Origin of the sequence: Streptomyces sp. NPDC012769 (assembly GCF_042901205.1) — a bacterium.
Lineage (GTDB): Bacteria > Actinomycetota > Actinomycetes > Streptomycetales > Streptomycetaceae > Streptomyces.
Genome location: NZ_JBIBCP010000003.1, coordinates 213,384 through 230,327 on the forward strand (window position 1 = coordinate 213,384; position 16,944 = coordinate 230,327).

The 16,944-nt window shown below is 69.8% G+C and carries 10 protein-coding genes and 1 pseudogene; 6 read left to right on the plus strand and 5 right to left on the minus strand.

Going from position 1 to position 16,944, the window contains the following annotated elements:
- Positions 1–14 precede the first annotated feature (14 nt).
- Both ACFY7C_RS16325 and ACFY7C_RS16330 read right to left on the minus strand, forming a co-directional pair.
- The gene (locus ACFY7C_RS16325; protein WP_389650073.1) at positions 15–1,379 is read right to left on the minus strand and encodes a PHB depolymerase family esterase; all 1,365 of its coding nucleotides are present in this window, start codon (positions 1,377–1,379) and stop codon (positions 15–17) included.
- Between the two features lie 243 nt (positions 1,380–1,622).
- Positions 1,623–3,917 (minus strand): beta-L-arabinofuranosidase domain-containing protein, encoded by a 2,295-nt coding sequence (locus tag ACFY7C_RS16330; RefSeq protein WP_389650076.1) that lies wholly within the window; start codon positions 3,915–3,917, stop codon positions 1,623–1,625.
- Positions 3,918–4,548: 631 nt separating this feature from the next.
- Between ACFY7C_RS16330 and ACFY7C_RS16335 the strand changes: the two genes are divergently transcribed.
- From ACFY7C_RS16335 to ACFY7C_RS16345, 3 genes are all read left to right on the plus strand, one after another.
- Entirely contained in the window at positions 4,549–5,976 is a 1,428-nt protein-coding gene (locus ACFY7C_RS16335) for a non-reducing end alpha-L-arabinofuranosidase family hydrolase (protein WP_389650079.1), read from the plus strand.
- A 90-nt stretch (positions 5,977–6,066) separates the two neighbouring features.
- Positions 6,067–7,737 (plus strand): glycoside hydrolase family 27 protein, encoded by a 1,671-nt coding sequence (locus tag ACFY7C_RS16340; RefSeq protein WP_389650081.1) that lies wholly within the window; start codon positions 6,067–6,069, stop codon positions 7,735–7,737.
- Between the two features lie 18 nt (positions 7,738–7,755).
- Positions 7,756–8,880 carry a ricin-type beta-trefoil lectin domain protein gene (locus ACFY7C_RS16345; protein WP_389650084.1) on the plus strand — a complete coding sequence of 375 codons (1,125 nt, stop codon included), beginning with the start codon at positions 7,756–7,758 and terminating at the stop codon, positions 8,878–8,880.
- Between the two features lie 100 nt (positions 8,881–8,980).
- On the opposite strand, the gene yicI is transcribed toward ACFY7C_RS16345, so the two are convergent.
- From yicI to ACFY7C_RS16360, 3 genes and pseudogenes are all read right to left on the minus strand, one after another.
- Positions 8,981–11,263 carry an alpha-xylosidase gene (yicI, locus tag ACFY7C_RS16350; RefSeq protein ID WP_389650087.1) on the minus strand — a complete coding sequence of 761 codons (2,283 nt, stop codon included), beginning with the start codon at positions 11,261–11,263 and terminating at the stop codon, positions 8,981–8,983.
- Positions 11,264–11,441: 178 nt separating this feature from the next.
- Positions 11,442–11,591: a hypothetical protein gene (locus ACFY7C_RS16355; RefSeq protein ID WP_389650090.1), complete on the minus strand. Its 150-nt coding sequence runs from the start codon at positions 11,589–11,591 to the stop codon at positions 11,442–11,444.
- Between the two features lie 131 nt (positions 11,592–11,722).
- A pseudogene (locus ACFY7C_RS16360) lies at positions 11,723–12,838 on the minus strand (glycoside hydrolase family 3 C-terminal domain-containing protein); the annotation flags it as partial.
- A 420-nt stretch (positions 12,839–13,258) separates the two neighbouring features.
- Between ACFY7C_RS16360 and ACFY7C_RS16365 the strand changes: the two are divergent.
- From ACFY7C_RS16365 to ACFY7C_RS16375, 3 genes are read left to right on the plus strand one after another with little or no spacing between them, the layout of a single operon-like run.
- Positions 13,259–14,935, plus strand: coding sequence for an extracellular solute-binding protein (locus ACFY7C_RS16365; RefSeq protein WP_389650092.1), 1,677 nt, complete (start codon positions 13,259–13,261; stop codon positions 14,933–14,935).
- Entirely contained in the window at positions 14,935–16,014 is a 1,080-nt protein-coding gene (locus ACFY7C_RS16370) for an ABC transporter permease (protein WP_389650095.1), read from the plus strand. Before ACFY7C_RS16365 ends, ACFY7C_RS16370 begins: the two co-directional genes overlap by 1 nt.
- Positions 16,011–16,937, plus strand: coding sequence for a carbohydrate ABC transporter permease (locus ACFY7C_RS16375; RefSeq protein WP_389650097.1), 927 nt, complete (start codon positions 16,011–16,013; stop codon positions 16,935–16,937). Before ACFY7C_RS16370 ends, ACFY7C_RS16375 begins: the two co-directional genes overlap by 4 nt.
- The last annotated feature ends 7 nt before the right edge of the window (positions 16,938–16,944 follow it).

Here is a 16,944-nt window from a genome sequence, read left to right on the forward strand (position 1 = left end):
CCTGGGCGGCGGTGTCAGCCGAGGCGCCACTGCTGGTTGCTGCCGCCGCTGCAGTTCCACAGGTGGACCAGTGCGCCGTTGGCGGTGGAGGCACCGGCCACGTCCAGGCACAGGCCTGACCGGACGCTGGTGATGGTGCCGTCGGAGTTGCGGTTCCACTGCTGGTTGGTGCCACCGTGGCAGTCCCAGATCGCGACCTTGGCGCCGGCCGTGGTGCCGGTCGCGTCGAGGCACTTCGCGCCGCCGTAGACGGTGAGCCGCTGGGTCGACGTGCTGGTCCAGGTCTGGTTGGTACCGCCGTGACAGTCCCAGATGTGCGTCTGGGCGCCGTTGGTCTGCGAAGCGCCGGGCACGTCCAGGCACTTGCCGGAACCGGTGGCGCGGACCGGGCCCGTGGTGGTCCCCCCGGAGCCGTCGAGTCCGAAGAAGGTGATGGCCCGGGCCGCCATGCCGCTTTCGGGCAGGGAGTGCCCGACCCCCTGGAAGCTGTTCGCCTCGACCGGTGCCTGCGAGCCGGCGGAGCCGTAGCGGGTGCGGGTCCAGTTGGCCTGCGGGGAGTCGGTGAACACCGGGGTCCGGCTCACGCCCAGCACGTTCGTCCACTGCTTGATCTCTTCACCGAAGTTCGCGTAGGACAGCGTGTCGTCCTCGGTGCCGTGCCACAGCTGCATCCGCGGCCGCGGGCCGGTGTACCCCGGGTAGGCGTTCCGGACGAGGTCGCCCCACTCCTGCGGGGTCTTACTGATCTTGCCGGTGGAGCAGTCGCTGTTCCAGCCGGAGCCGTCGGTGGTGGCGAAGCAGCCGAACGGCACGCCCGAGAACGCCGCACCGGCCTTGAACAGGTCGGGGTAGGAGCCGAGCATGACATTGGTCGTCATCGCGCCGGACGAGGCGCCGGTGACGTAGACCCGGCCGGGGTCGGCGTTCATGTTCCGCAGGGTGTACCGGACCATCTGGGCGATGCTCGTGGGGTCACTGCCCCCGTCGTGCTTGAGCGCCTGGGGCGAGGAGACGTCGAAGCACTGCCCGCTGACGTTCGCGTCCGGGTAGACGACGATGAACCCGTACTGGTCGGCCAGGCGGGCGAACTCCGTGTTGGTGTAGAAGGTGGGCCCCGTGCCGGTGCAGTAGTGCACTGCCACCACCACGGCCGGGCGTGCCGGAGCGTTGTCGGGCCTGTAGACGTACATCCGCAGGTTTCCGGGGTTGCTGCCGAAGCCGGTCACCTCGGTCAGTGACGCGGCCGACGCGGCCGACGCGGCCGACGCGGTGGTGGCCGAGGTGGCGGTCAGTACGAGCGCCGCGATCAGCGACGAGATCGCCGTCAGCAGGGCTGTCAGTACATCCGTGACGCTTCTCTTCGTGGACTTCCGGGACATGACGGTGTCCTTTCTGGAATCCCGTCCGGCTGGGGATGACCGGGTGGTGAAGCGCTTCGACGGTTTCATCGCACGAGTGTGGTGTCAATGCCTGGGGCTGCGGCCGAAGTTGTCAGTGAAGCGCTTCAACGTGCGCCGGCTACCGCCGTCGCGGGAGCAGATCTGTTGTCGATGTCGAACGAAGGCCGAAAGGTCGAACGCTGTGGAGGAGGGAAGCCGGCGGGGATGCGTATCCTCGGCCGGCTAGTTCCTCACGATGCGCCACCGGTTGTCGGCCGTGCCGTCGTCGGAGTCCTGGACCGCGAACGCACCCACAGCGGTGGAGTCGTTCGCGATGGCGAGAAATCTTCCGCTGTTCTCGTTGCGGATCCGGTAGGTTCCGTCGCCCTGGTCGAGCAGCGTCCATCGGTGGTCGGCGGTGCCGTTGTCCGACCACTGCAGGACGGCCGCCCCGTCGGCCGTCGACATGTTCGAGACGCCGAGCACCTTGCCGCTGTGGGCATTGCGGAAGCGGACCGCGTCTCCGTCGGCGATCATGTGCCAGTCGTGGTCGGCGGTGCCCGAGTCGTTCCATTGCAGAGCGCGGCCACCGTCGGCCGTGGACATGTTCTGGATGCCCAGCACGAGACCGCTGCCCACGTTGGCGAGCCGGACCGTGCCGCTGGTGTTCCAGTAGACGGTGTAGTTGTGGCCGTGCGCGTCGTGGAACGGGCCCAGGCGGACGGGGGAGCCGTCGGCGGTGGCGGTGAAGGCGAGCGAACTGCTGCCGGCCCGTGTGATCGACGACGTGTCCAGCGTCGGGAGGGAGCTGAGCGAGGCGTCACCGTAGTCGCCGGAGAGGACCACCGGGCCGTAGGTGACCGCGATGACGTTCGGGTTGTCGTTGGCCGCTCGCAGGATGACCCGCATGGGCAGCTGGACGGTGACCGTGTCGCCGGAGGTCCAGGAGCGGGTCAGGGCGGCGTAGCCGCCCGGGGTGGTGGCGATGTTCTGTCGCGTGCCGTTGACGCTGATCGTGGCCCCGGCGGTCCAGCCCGGGATACGGACGCGCATGGTCCAGGTGCCGCCGACGTTGCCGGTGACCTGCAGGGTCGTGGTGTCGCTGACGGGGTATGCCGTGGTCTGGGTGACCGTGATTCCGCGCTCCGGCCAGGTGAGCACCGAGGGCACGAACAGGTTCACGATCAGCGTGTCGTCACTGCGGAAGTAGAGGGAGTCCATCAGCCTGGTGTGCATCTCCAGGCCCGTGCCCTGGCAGCACCAGAAGGTGCCGTAGTCGGTGCTCCAGGTGCCGCCGCCCCACGCCGGGCCCACTCCGCGCCGGCCTCCCGGATTGAGCGGAGTGAAGTAGGTGACGTGGCCGTGGTCGTCGGCCGGGTTCTGCTGGCCGATCATCTGGTTGAGCCACGCCCGCTCGTAGTAGTCGAACAGCGCGACCCTGTCCGGGTCCAGCGCGAACAGCTCCCGGGTGAGGGTGAGCATGTTGAAGGTGTTGCAGCTTTCGCACGTGTCCTTGCTGAGGTGGCCGGCGATGGCGTTCGGGGCGCGGAAGTGCTCCGCCTGGCTGTTGCCGCCGATGGCGTAGGTGTGCGCGTCGACGGTGAGGTTCCAGGCGTGGGTGGCGATGTCCCGGTAGCGGGTCGTGCCGGTGGCCTTGTACTCCCGGGCGGCCCCGATCCACTTGGGCACCTGGGTGTTGGCGTGCAGTCCGCTGAGCCGGTCCTGGCCGGACGCCAGGGGGGCGAACACCGCGGCGTGGTCGAACCGCTGGGCGACGGCGAGCCACCGCGCGTCGCCCGTCTGCTGGTAGAGGTCGGTCAGCACGGCGTTCATGCCGCCGAACTCGGTCTGGAGCATGGCCTGCATCTGCTGGCCGCTCAGCCTGCCGGTGCGCCGGTCGACCCATCCGGCCAGGGCCAGCAGCACGTCGCGGGCCTGTGTGCTGCCGATGTGGCGCCATACGTCCAGCAGACCGGCGAGGGTCTTGTGGAGGGTGTAGTACGGAACGTTGCCGTTGCTCAGGGTCCGCTGTTCGAGAGCGGTGAAGTCGGATTCGGGGTAGCCGGAGAGGTATCCGGTGGTGAAACCGGCGGCGCCGTTGTTGGCCTGGCATTTGGCCAGCTCCGCGACCATGGAGGTGGCCTTGTCCCGGCAGACGGTGTCCCCGGTCACGGCGTACAGCTGCGCCCAGGCCGTGAGGAAGTGCCCTTGGACGTGGGTGCGGAAGGGGAAGTCCGGTGCGTCCCAGCCACCGTTGGGGGCGGCGCCGCCGGTGGAGAGCCGGTGATTGGCGCGGAAGTTGTACAGCAGCCGGTCGACGTCGACGAACCGCAGGTAGTTCCGGGTTCGGTTCTGGTTGTCCAGCCATCGGCTTGCGGTGAGCCGGACCCGGCCGAGTGCGAAGGGGTGCGCCGAGACCCCTGAGTCGGCCCTTGCGGGAGGAACGGCCGCCCTCGCGGGAGGTGCGCCCATGAAGGTTCCCGCGGCCGTGGCCCCGGCTACCTGCAGGAGGCGCCGTCTGCTGATGAAGAAGGACATCGTGCACCTTTCGATGACGAGAGAGCGATGGTCCGGTCCCTGACGCCCGACGTCGCGCCACGGCCGTCGGCGGTCATCCGAACGACCGCCGCTCCGTCCTCCGTCGAGGACCCCGGCACGTCGAGCACCCCTCGCTGCGGACACGGCGGTGGCGTGACAGCCGTCCCATGGACGGGAAGGCCTGCCGATGGTCCGACGCGGCGGTGACGGGCCGGGGGGAAGTGATCCTGGGCGTCCCGGGGGGAGGGATGGCCCCCGTACCTCGAACAGCCGACATCCCGAACAGGCCGACGGCCCGACGCCGACGCTGAACGTAAACGGCATCCCGTACGAAGGTCAACGTCTGTGGCGGCTCCGCGAGTTCGCGATCCGGTCGGGGTGCCGAACGCCGGAACGAAACTCGTCGGAAACGTTGACGGCACCTCGGGCCGAATCTATCTTCTGCACGAGGTATCGCACGCTGTTCGTAATTTCGAACAATCAGCTCCTCGTTGCGGCGGTCGACCACACGGACCGGTCGGGCCCGGAGGGCGCGTGTTTCACCGGCACCTCATGCCCACCGCGCCCCGAAAGGGCCCCGGTTCCGGGCCCGGGCGCTCGAACCACTGAATCAAGGATGTGGGAGGTCACTATGCGCAGACGCCGAATCCGCCGGGGACATCGGTTCCTGGCGCTCCCCGCCGTGCTCGCGGCGCTGGTCTCGCTGGCGGCGATGCTCGTCGCCGGACCGGCCCACGCGGCCACCAGCGGCGCCTTGCGGGGTGTCGGATCCGGCCGGTGTCTCGATGTGCCGGGAGCCGGCCAGGCCGACGGCACGAACCTGCAGATCTGGGACTGCCACGGCGGGACCAACCAGCGGTGGACGCTGACGGACGACAACCGGCTGACCGTGTACGGCGGCAAGTGCCTGGACGTTCCGGGCCACGCCACCACGGCCGGGACCCGGCCGGTGATATGGAGCTGTCACGGCGGTACGAACCAGCGGTGGAGGGTCGGCGCCGACGGCACGATCGTCGCCGCCGAGTCCGGCCTGTGCCTGGACGTGTCGGGCGGTGGCGCGGCCAACGGCACCGCGGTGCAGCTGTGGCACTGCCACGGCGGCGCCAACCAGAAGTGGACCGGCCTGTCCGGACCGGGCGACGCCTGTTCCCTCCCGTCGACGTACCGGTGGACCTCGACCGGCCCGCTGGCCCGACCGGCGAACGGGTGGAGCGCGCTGAAGGACTTCACGACCGTGCCGTACAACGGCCAGAACCTGGTCTACGCGACCACGTCCGACGGTTCGTCGTGGGGCACGATGGCGTTCCGTCCCTTCACCGACTGGGCGGACATGGAGACGGCCAGCCAGACCGGGATGAACCAGGGCCTGGCGGTGGCGCCCAAGCTGTTCTACTTCGCACCCAAGAACATCTGGGTCCTGGCGTCGAACGGGTGGGGCACCGCCTGGCCGTTCGCCTACCGCACGTCCAGCGACCCCACCGATCCCAACGGCTGGTCCGCCCCGCAGCCGCTGTTCACCGGCGGCCTTCCCGAGTCCGGCCCCATCGACCCGACCCTGATCGGCGACGACCGGAACATGTACCTGTTCTTCGCCGACGACAACGGCAAGATCTACCAGTCGGCCATGCCGATCGGGAACTTCCCGGGCAGCTTCGGTTCGTCGTACACGACGGTCATGAGCGACACCCCGAAGAACCTGTTCGAGGCGCCGGAGGTCTACAAGGTCCAGGGCCGCAACCAGTACCTCATGATCGTCGAGGCCCGGGGAGCGAACGAGGACCGCTACTTCCGCTCGTTCACCGCCTCCGGCCTGAACGGTCCGTGGACCCTCCAGGCCGGCAGCGAGAGCAGCCCCTTCGCGGGCAAGGCCAACAGCGGTGCCACCTGGACCGACGACATCAGCCACGGGGACCTGATCCGCGTCAACGCCGACCAGACCATGACCGTCGACCCCTGCAACCTGCAGTTCCTCTACCAGGGCTACGACCCCGCCACACCTCAGGACACCCCCTACCAGCGACTGCCGTACCGGCCGGGCCTGCTCACCCTCCAGCGCTGAACCCCGCGGGCACCCGAGCACCGGCTCATGCCCTCCCCGATCCGGCCCGCACTGCGGCCCACGCCGTGCGGGCCAGGAAGGAAGAACCCCGTGGTTCCCCCGTACCGACGATTACCGCGCCTCCTCGCGGCCGCCGCGCTGACGCTCGCCGCCTGCGTCACTACCACTAGCACCGCCACCACCACCGCCACCGCCCACACGAGCGCCGAGGCGGCGCCCGGCAGCCCGGCGCTCACCCCGCCGATGGGCTGGAACAGCTGGAACAGCTTCGGATGCGGGATCACCGAGGCGCAGGTCCGCCAGGCCGCCGACACGATGGTGTCCTCGGGAATGCGGGACGCCGGATACCGGTACGTGGTGGTCGACGACTGCTGGTTCGACCCGCAGCGTGACGCGGCCGGCAACCTGCGGGCCGACCCCACCAAGTTCCCCAGCGGCATGAAGGCGCTCGGGGACCACATCCACGGCAAGGGCCTGAAGTTCGGCATCTACCAGGCCCCCAACGAGAAGACGTGCGCCCAGGGCGTCGGCACCTACCCCGGCTCCACGGGCAGCAAGGGACACGAGAGGCAGGACGCCGCCACGTTCGCCTCCTGGGGCGTGGACTACCTCAAGTACGACTGGTGCTCCGGCAGCGGCACCCTCAGCGAGCAGATCGCCCGGTTCACCCTCATGCGCGACGCCCTGCGCGCGACCGGCCGCCCGATCGTCTACAGCATCAACCCCAACAGCTTCCATGCCCCCACCGGCGCCAGCTACGACTGGGGTGAGGTCGCCGACCTGTGGCGGACGACCGAAGACCTGCTCGACATCTGGCAGAACACCAACACCAACAGCTACCCCATGGGCGTCGGCAACGTTCTCGACGTCACCGCACCACTGGCCGCGCAGTCGGGTCCGGGGCACTGGAACGACCCCGACATGCTGGTCGTCGGCCGCCCTGGCCTCTCCCTGACCGAGTCCCGCACCCACTTCGCCCTGTGGGCCCTGCTGGGCGCCCCGCTCATGGCCGGCAACGACATCCGCACCATGTCCGCCGAGGTGAGCGCCATCCTGCGCAACCCCCGACTGATAGCCGTCGACCAGGACGCGCTGGGGGCGGGCGGACGCAGGGTGCGCGACGACGGCGACACCGAGGTGTTCGCCAAGCCTCTGTCCGACGGCTCGGTCGCCGTGGGCCTGCTCAACAGGGCAGGCAGCCCCAGGACCATCACCGCCACGGCCGCGCAGGTCGGCCTCGCCGGGCAGTCGTTCACCCTCACCGACCTGTGGACCGGCGGTACGTCGACCACCTCCGGCCAGATCTCCGCGAGCGTGCCCGCGCACGGAGTCGCCGTGTTCCGGATGACCGGGGGAAGCCCGCTGGCCGCCAGCACCGCACGTCTGCGCGGCACCGGGTCGGGCCGCTGCCTGGACGTGGACCGTGCCTCCACCGCGGCCGGGACGAAGGCGCTGATCTGGGACTGCCACACGGCCGCCAACCAGCTCTGGACCACGTGGGCCGGCGGCGAGATCCGCGTCTACGGCGACACGTGCCTGGACGCCGCCGGCCAGGGCACCGCCAACGGCACGCCGGTCGTCATCTGGCCCTGCAACGGTCAGGACAACCAGAAGTGGACCAGGCAGGCCGACGGGTCGGTGCGCAACGTCCACGCCGGTCTGTGCCTCGACGCGAACGGGGCCGGCACCGCCAACGGGACCCCCGTCGTCCTGTGGACCTGCAACGGCCAGAACAAGCAGAAGTGGACCACGCTCCCGTAACGAGAGAAGGGAAAGCGCATGAGCAAGTCCTGGATGCGCCCACTGATCACACTATGCGCCGCCGCGCTCGGGGTGACCGGGGTGACGGTGGCAGGGGCGACCCCGGCGGGTGCGGCCTCCGCCGCCTCCGACACGCCCCTACGGGTCATGCCGTTGGGCGACTCGATCACCTGGGGCGTGGGAAGCAGTACGGGCAACGGCTACCGGGGCCCGCTGTGGGACAGGCTCGCGGCGGACGGCCACCCGGTGGACTTCGTGGGCACGGGGCGGGCCGGCTCGATGTCCGATCCCGACAACGAAGGCCACTCCGGCTACCTCATCGAGCAGATCGCCGCCCTCGCCGACGCCTCGCTGACCCGCTACCGGCCCAACGTCGTGACGCTGCACATCGGCACCAACGACCTGAACCGCTCCCACCAGGTCTCCACCGCCACCGCCCGGCTGAAGTCCCTGGTCAACCAGGTCACCGCCGCCGCCCCCGACGCCACCGTCCTCGTCGCCTCCCTGGTCGTGTCCACCAGCGGATCCGAGGAGCAGCACCGCGCCGCCTACAACCGGGCCATTCCCGGCATCGTGAGCGAGGCACAGGCCGCGGGCAAGCGCGTCGCCTACGTCGACATGAGCGCCCTGACCACGGCCGACCTGGCCGACGCCCTGCACCCCGACGACGCGGGCTACCGGAAGATGGCCGACGCCTTCCACCGCGGCGTCCGGGCCGCGGACGGCGCGGGATGGCTGAGGAATCCGGCCCCCGCCCCCGCACGCGTACAGTCCGGCGTCACCGGCAAGTGCCTGGACGTCAGCGGCGCCGGCACCGCCGACGGGACCGCCGTCCAGACGTGGAGCTGCGGCGGCGGCGCCAACCAGTACTGGTCCGCCTACACCGACGGCACCCTGCGCTCCCTGGGCAAGTGCCTCGACGCCGCCGGCTGGGGTACCGCCAACGGCACCAAGGTGCAGCTCTGGGCCTGCCACGGCGGCGCCAACCAGGTATGGCAGCCCTACAACGGCGGCTACCGCAACCCCGCTTCCGGTCGCTGCCTCGACGTCCCGGGCTCCTCCACCGCCGACGGCACACAGCTCCAGCTGTGGGACTGCCACAACGGCTCCAACCAGAGGTGGACCACCCTGACCGCCGGATGACCGATCCTCCAGGGGATCCGAACCCCGTCCGGGCTCGGATCCCCTGGAGGGACGCGGCGTCACGGGTGGGGCCCCGCGGGGCCCCGTCCGACCGGCGGGTTCAGGCCGGGTACGGCAGGTCGGCCTCCGAGGTGCCGGCGGGCCGGGTGTGCGACGTCGCGTTCGGGCTGCCGATCCGCAGCTGCCAGGGGTGCGGGCTGTCGGTGGTCACGTGGAGGCGGTCGCCCGTGCGGCGCACATGGAAGCGGGCGGTCTCCCCGGGGCCGTCGGTGCGCGGGATCACGACGGTGCGCCGCGCCCCGTCGGCGAAGGCGTGGATTCGTAGTTCGACGCCGTCCGCCCAGGCGGAGACCGGGCGCTGGTCGTCCGCGGCGAGCGGGATGACGGAATCGGGGCGGGCGAGCAGCGGCAGGGTGTGGAAGCCGTGCTGCTCGCGCACCCATCGGGGGCCGGTGACCCGGGCGCCGGTCAGGACGTTGGTCCACGTGCCCTCGGGCACGTAGTAGTCGACCGTGCCGTCGTCGGTGAAGACCGGGGCGACGAGCAGGTCGTCGCCGAGCATGTACTGCCGGTCGAGGGTGACGGCTGCCGGGTCGTCGGGGAACTCCAGCACCATCGCGCGCATCACCGGGACACCGGTGGCGTGGGCCTGCTGGGCGGCCCGCTGGAGGTAGGGGGCGAGGCGGTGCTTGAGCAGGGTGAACTCGCGGGTGACCTCGACGGCCTCGTCGCCGTAGTCCCACGGCACGCGGTAGGACTTGCTGCCGTGCAGGCGGCTGTGCGAGGAGAGCAGGCCGAACTGCACCCAGCGCTTGAAGACGGCGGGGGTGGGAGTGCCCTCGAAGCCGCCGATGTCGTGGCTCCAGAAACCGAAGCCGGACAGGCCGAGGGAGAGTCCGCCGCGCAGGGACTCGGCCATGGCGTTGAAGTGGGACTCGCAGTCGCCTCCCCAGTGGACGGGGTACTGCTGGCCGCCGGCGGTGGCGGAGCGGGCGAAGAGCAGCGCCTCGCCCTCACCGCGTACCTCGCGCAGGAGCTCGAAAACGGCTTCGTTGTAGAGGTGGGTGTAGTAGTTGTGCATCCGCTCGGGGTCGGAGCCGTCGTGCCAGACGACATCGGTGGGGATGCGCTCGCCGAAGTCGGTCTTGAAGCAGTCCACGCCCGTGTCGAGGAGGGTGCGGAGCTTGTCGGTGTACCAGGCGCGGGCGGCGGGGTTCGTGAAGTCCACCAGTGCCATGCCGGGCTGCCACAGGTCCCACTGCCACACGCTTCCGTCCGGGCGGCGCACCAGGTGGCCCTCGCGCACGCCCTCCTCGAAGAGGGCCGACTTCTGTGCGATGTAGGGGTTGATCCAGGCGGAGATCCGCAGCCCCCGCTCCTTCAGGCGGGTCAGCATGCCGCTCGGGTCGGGAAAGGTGTCGGAGTCCCAGACGAAATCGCACCACTGGTAGGCGCGCATCCAGAAGCAGTCGAAGTGGAACACGCTCAGCGGGATGCCGTGCGCGGCCATGCCGTCGACGAAGCGGTTGACGGTGGCCTCGTCGTAGTCGGTGGTGAAGGAGGTGGTCAGCCACAGGCCGAGTGCCCAGGCGGGCGGTAGCGCGGGGCGGCCGGTCAGGGCCGTGTAACGCTCCAGGACCTGCTTGGGGGTGGGGCCGTGGATGACGAAATACTCCAGGGTCTGGTCCTCGACGCTGAACTGGACCTGGCCGACCGCCTCGGAGCCGACCTCGTAACTCACCTTGCCGGGGTGGTTGACGAAGACGCCGTAGCCGCGGCTGGTCAGATGGAAGGGGACGTTCTTGTACGCCTGCTCGCTGCTGGTGCCGCCGTCCGCCTGCCAGATGTCCACGGACTGCCCGTTCTTGACGAACGGGGTGAACCGCTCGCCGAGTCCGTACACCAGCTCGCCGACATGCAGGGCGAGTTGGCCCAGCATGTGGTGACGCTCGGCGGCGTCGGTGACGAAGCCGGTGCCGCGCTCGCCCACGGAGGTCAGCACCCGGCCGCCGGCGGAGAACTCCAGGTGCCACGGCTCGGAGGTGTCCACCCGCAGCGACAGCTCACCCGCGTCGAGCTCGACGATCGCGCCGTCCCGGCGCACCTTGCCCACATCCGGCCGCGCGCCGGGCAGCGCGAACTCCGGCCCCCGGCGCACCGAGCCGGCGTGGTGGGTGGCACGCACCCCGATCACGCCCTCGGCCGGCGACCAGCACTCGACCGTCAGCAGCGCGCTGTTGAGCATGCCGCCACGGCCGCGCACCTGCTTCACCGGCGCGTAGAGGGTGACCCGGTGCTCGTCGGCCCGGACCTCCGCGACCTCGGTGGCGTAGCGCGCGGTCACTCCGGGACGCATCAGCCAGTAGCCGTCGGTGAACTTCATCGGGTGGTTTCCTCCGTCCGCGCGTGGTGCGCGGTGATCAGGCCCCGGTAGCTGAGGGACATCGGTTGGTGAAGCGCTTCGACGCTGCCACCCCACAGAGGTGGTGTCAATGCCCGGCAATGAAGCGGACTCCCTTGGGGATCTGCTTCTTTGCCACGCAAGACGTTCCTCACTTCGGTCACTCGATCGAGTGAAGCGCTTCGACGGCCTGCCCAGGGGGTTGCTGCCCTGAGTCGGCGAAGGCGACGCGCGCGAGGCGCACCGGGCCGCGCAGTCCGAGGCGGACGTCGTGCACACCGGCCGCGACGACGACGGGGGCGCTCACCATGGCGTAGTCATAGGGCCCGCCGGGCCTCTACGAGATCCTCGTCGGCGCGTCCAGCGAGGACATCCGCCTGGCCCGGACCGTCGGCCTCGACGGCGAGCCGTCCGTCCCCCGGCCGGTCATGGCGGGCGGGCCACCCGGTGACGTCCCCGAGCGACGTCCCAGAACGCGAAGGCGGACAACGGCACTTGGAAGGCGATCTCCGTGACCTCGCCGGGCGCGAGCGTCACACGCCGGTGCGCGGCCAGTTCCCTGCGGGGGCGTGGCACCGACGGCTCCGCGGCCCGGGTGTAGAGCTGGGCGACCTCGTCCGCGACGACGTCGCCGGTGTTGGCGACCGGGAAGGTCACGTGCACGGTCCCGTCCCCGACGCGAGCCGTGAGGCCCCCGTAGGAGAAGGACGCGTACGACAGGCCGTGGCCGAACGGGAAGAGGGGCTCGCCCTCGAAGCAGAGGTACGTCTGGCGGCTGCCGATCACGTCGTAGTCGAGGAGACCGGGCAGGTCGGAGTCGTCGGCGTACCAGGTCTGCGGGAGGCGGCCGGCGGGGGAGACGTCGCTCGCCAGGATCCGCGCCAGGGCGCTGCCGGCCGCCTGGCCGCCGTGGGCCGTCCACAGCAGCGCCGGAACCTCCGCGTGATCGACCGCGTACGGGTACGCCGAGACCAGCGCCAGCACCGTGTTCGGGTTGGCCGTGCGGGCCGCGCGCAGGAGGCGTTCCTGGTGGGCGGGGAGGGCCAGGGTCGCACGGTCCTCGGTCTCGCGTCCGTTGATGTGGGGATCCTTGCCCGCGACCACCACCACCACGTCCCCCTGCGAGGCGACCCTGTGCACCGCGTCCTCGCCGCTCTCGACGACGACGATCTCGAAGATCTCCCCGTTCCCGTCGGCAACCTTCAGGCCGTCGGCGGCGACAGAGAGGGGGCGACCCGTACCGATGTGCCGAAGGAGGTGGCCGTTCTCGTGCGGTTCCAGCCGGAACGTCTCCTGGACCAACCAGCCTCCGGGCCGGTCGGCGGAGGCTCGGACACGGCCGTCCTCGGCGACGGAGAGATAGCGGCCGTCGGGGGCACGGAGGGTCAGCACGCCCTCGCCCCAGTCGACGAGGGAGAACTCGGTGCCGGTCGCCTCGGTGGTGAGCGGCGGCAGGTCCGTCCGGCCCGCGAGCAGCGCAGGGTCGAGGGCGCCTGCCGCGCCGCGCACCTCCTCCCCGGCGTCCGCCTCCGGAACGTGCAGGAAGGTTCCGGCCGAGGCCGCGACAGGAGGTCGTCGACGCGCTTCGCCAGCGGCAGCTGCCGATCGCGGAAAGGCAGAGGTGTGTACGGCGGATGTGCGGACACGTGGGATCCCCTCACGATGGAGCGGCAGATGCGCTTGAAGCGCTTCGATGCTCATCAGGCCACAGGACACGTGTCAAGAGAGCGGCGGCATCGTGCGCCCGGGCCTTTGGGGAGGCGGCCGGGAGTCGTCTCCTCCTCGGAGGAATCTTGGAAGCGACTCTTGTGCGCCCTTGGGTGTTCACTTAACCTCACTGCAACATCGAAGCGCTTCGACTGCGCCTTTGTGTCGCAGTGGTCGGATGTCCGCTTTCAGCTCAGCCAGTTCCAGTCACGACACCGCAGCCGACGGCTCACCGCCGGGTGTCCGGGTGCGCCACGAAGGGTTGACGCAATGACGCCGAATGCCGCCTCCTCCGGACTGAGCCGGAGAAGCTTCCTCGCCTCCACGGCGGTCGCCACCGCAGCGGTGGCCGGGGGGATGCCGCTCCTCACCGCCTGCAGCGATTCGGGGAGCGGCGGGTCGCGAGAGGGCGCCACGTCGGGCAAGGCCGCGGACAAGCTGCTCCCGACCTACGTCGCCAGCACGATCGTCAAGCCGGACATTCCGTCGAAGAACGGCTCGTCAGCGGGCTACACCGGCAAGGTCGACCTCGCGACCCTCGCCTCCTCGGTCCCGACGAGGCTCGGCACCGGCGCTCCCATCGAGATCATGGCCCCGCTCTGGGGCACCCCGCCGAAGCCCGGGTGCGCGTACTACACGACGCTCGACGCCGCGGCGGGCACCAGGATCACCTGGCAGAACCAGGACGGCAACACCTACGGGGAGAAGCTCGGTGCCGTTCTCGCCTCCAGCTCCATACCCGACATGGTGGTCGTGCCGAGCTGGGAACTGGTCGGCAAGATCTCGAGCGCGGTCACCGCGAAGTTCATGGACCTCGGCCCCTACCTGGCGGGCGACAAGGTCAGGAAGTACCCGAACCTGGCCGCGATCCCGACCGACTCCTGGCGCATGAGCATCTTCGGTGGCGCGCTGCGCGGCATCCCGATGCCCGCCGCTGCCGTGCCCAACATCGTGCCCTTCTACCGCAAGGACATCTTCGACAAGAAGGGCTACACCGTTCCCCGGTCGGCCGACGAGTTCCTCGCCTGGGCCAAGGAGGCCACCAGCGCCAAGGCCAAGGTGTGGGCCTGTGGTGACATGAGGTGGTCGGCGGCAGGCTTCTTCGGTGTCCGCCCCGCCGGGTCGCTCGGCTGGAACATCGGGGACGACGGCAAGCTGACGTACCGCATCGAGCACCCCGAGTACCTCGAACATCTGGAGTGGGTCCGCAAGCTGTTCGCCGCGGGCGTCGTCCACCCCGACGACAAGGCGAACACGGGCGACCCGGGCCAGCGGTTCAGCTCCGGGCAGATCCTGGTCTACAACAACGACATGTCCTCCTGGTACGGCAAGACCACCGAACAGGCGCACTCCAACCCGGACTTCGAGATCCACGGCATGGACTACTTCGGCGCCGACGGCGGCAGTCCGACGCTGTACCCCAGCCAGCCCGCCGGCATCTGGTCGATGATCCGCAAGGGCGCCTCGAAGGAGACGGTCGAGAACGCGCTGGCCGCCGCCGACTTCGCCGCGGCACCCTACGGCACCAGGGAGCGGATGTTCGTCGACTACGGCGTCGAGGGCACCCACTACACGGTCCGAAACGGCGCGCCGGTCAAGAACGATCGGGGCGTCCAGGAGGTGAACAACGCCTGGGTGCTGCTGGCGGCGCCGGCTCCCTACACCGCCCACCCCGACCTCCCCCACATCGCCCGCCTGCAGGTCGAGTGGCAGCAGCGGCAGGGTGCCTTCGTCAAGAAGACGTCCACCTATGGCATGAACATCGTCGAGCCGACCCGATACGCCACCCTCTCCAGCCAGTTCGAGCAGCTGGAGATCGACTTCGTACGCGGCAACAAGAAGCTCTCCGACATCCAGCAGGCCATCTCCACCTGGAAGACCTCCGGCGGCGACAGGTTGCGCGACTGGTACAAGGAGCTCCTCGACAAGAACGGCAGCGGCAACTGATGTCCGTCACGGCCGGGAGGAGGCCCGACGGGACGCGTCCCCCCGCGGCCGTCGAGGAGCCGACGTCCGCGGTCGCCGCGGCCACCGTGAAGGAGAGCGTGCCGCGCACGGCCCGCGGGGCCGGCAAGGCCGGCAGGGCCCGCAAGGCCGGCAAGGTCCCCTTCCGGGTCCGGTGGCGCCGCGACCGCCCGCTCATCCTGATGACGTCGCCCGTCATCGCCCTGCTCCTGCTCTTCAACTACGTCCCGCTGCTCGGCAACGTCGTCGCCTTCCAGGACTACGACCCGTACGTGACCGACAACGGCATCACGGCGGTCTTCCACAGCCCGTGGGTGGGCGTGGAGCAGTTCTCACGGATGCTCGACGACCCGCTGTTCTGGAGCGCCACGAAGAACACCATCGTCCTGTTCGGGCTCCAACTGGTGCTGTTCTTCCCCGTCCCCATCGTCCTCGCGCTGGTCATCAACAGCGTGATCCGGCCCCGGGTGCGGGCCGTTGCGCAGGCGATCATGTATCTGCCGCACTTCTTCTCGTGGGTCCTCGTCGTCACCGTGTTCCAGCAGATCCTCGGCGGCGCGGGCATCATCGCGCAGACCCTCGAGAAGCACGGGTGGAGCGGCTTCGACCTGATGACCGACGCGGACCTCTTCAAGTATCTGGTGACCGCGCAGGCCGTGTGGAAGGACGCCGGCTGGGGGATCATCGTCTTCCTCGCGGCGCTGTCCGCCGTCAGCACCGACCTGTACGAGGCCGCCGCCATGGACGGCGCGGGGCGCTGGCGACGCATGTGGCACATCACGCTGCCCGCGCTGCGTCCGGTGATCGCCCTGCTCCTCGTCCTCAGGGTGGGCGACGCGCTGAGCGTCGGATTCGAGCAGTTCCTGCTCCAGCGGTACGCGGTCGGCGCGGGGGCCAGCGAGGTCCTCGACACCTACGTGTGGAACATGGGCATCCAGAACGGCGACTTCAGCTACGCGGCCGCGGTCGGCCTGGCCAAGGGACTCATCGGCGTCTGTCTCGTCCTGGGCGCGAACAAGTTCGCGCACCTGCTGGGCGAACAGGGGGTGTACAAGAAGTGAGCCTCGACACGCGGCTCATCCGCAGCCTCAGGGCTCCCGCCCGCCCGGTGTGGGAGGAGCCGCCGAGCAGGGCGGGACTCACCGCCAAGGGCGCTTTCCTCGTGCTCTGCTGTCTCGGGGTGCTCGGTCCGCTGTGGATCGTGATCGTCACCAGCCTCTCCCCGAAACCCGTGATCGACCGGGCCGGCGGCCTCGTCGTGATCCCCGAGGGCATCACCTTCGTCAACTACACGGAACTGCTCAGCGGAGGCCAGGTCAGCCGGGCGATCATGGTCTCGGTCGGTGTCACGCTCTTCGGCACCCTGTTCTCGATGACGGTGTCGGTGCTGGCGGCCTACGGCCTGTCCCGGCCGGGGAGTCTGGGCCACCGGTTCTTCCTGATGACCATCATGGCGACCATGTTCTTCGGGGCCGGCCTCATCCCGACGTACCTTCTCGTGCAGTCGCTGGGCCTCACCGACACCTATCTGTCGCTGATCCTGCCGAGTGCCGTCAGTGTCTTCAACATCCTCGTCCTGCGGGCCTTCTTCATGGGGATCTCACCCGAACTCCTCGAGTCCGCCCGCATCGACGGGGCCGGTGAGACGCGCATCCTGCTGACCATCGTCATGCCGCTGTCGCGCGCGGTGCTGGCCGTCATCTCGCTGTTCTACGCGGTCGGGTACTGGAGTGCCTGGTTCAACGCGTCCATCTACCTCAGCGACCAGCAGATGATGCCGCTGCAGAACGTGCTCATCCAGCTGGTCCAGAAGAACACCGAGGCGCCGACCGGCCTCCAGCAGGCGGTCCGCACCGGCCAACTCTCCTCCCTGGGACTGCAGATGGCTGTCATGGTCCTCGCGCTGATCCCGGTCGCGGTGGCCTCCCCGTTCGTCCAGCGGCACTTCAAGAAGGGCATGCTCACGGGAGCCGTCAAGGGCTGACGTCCTC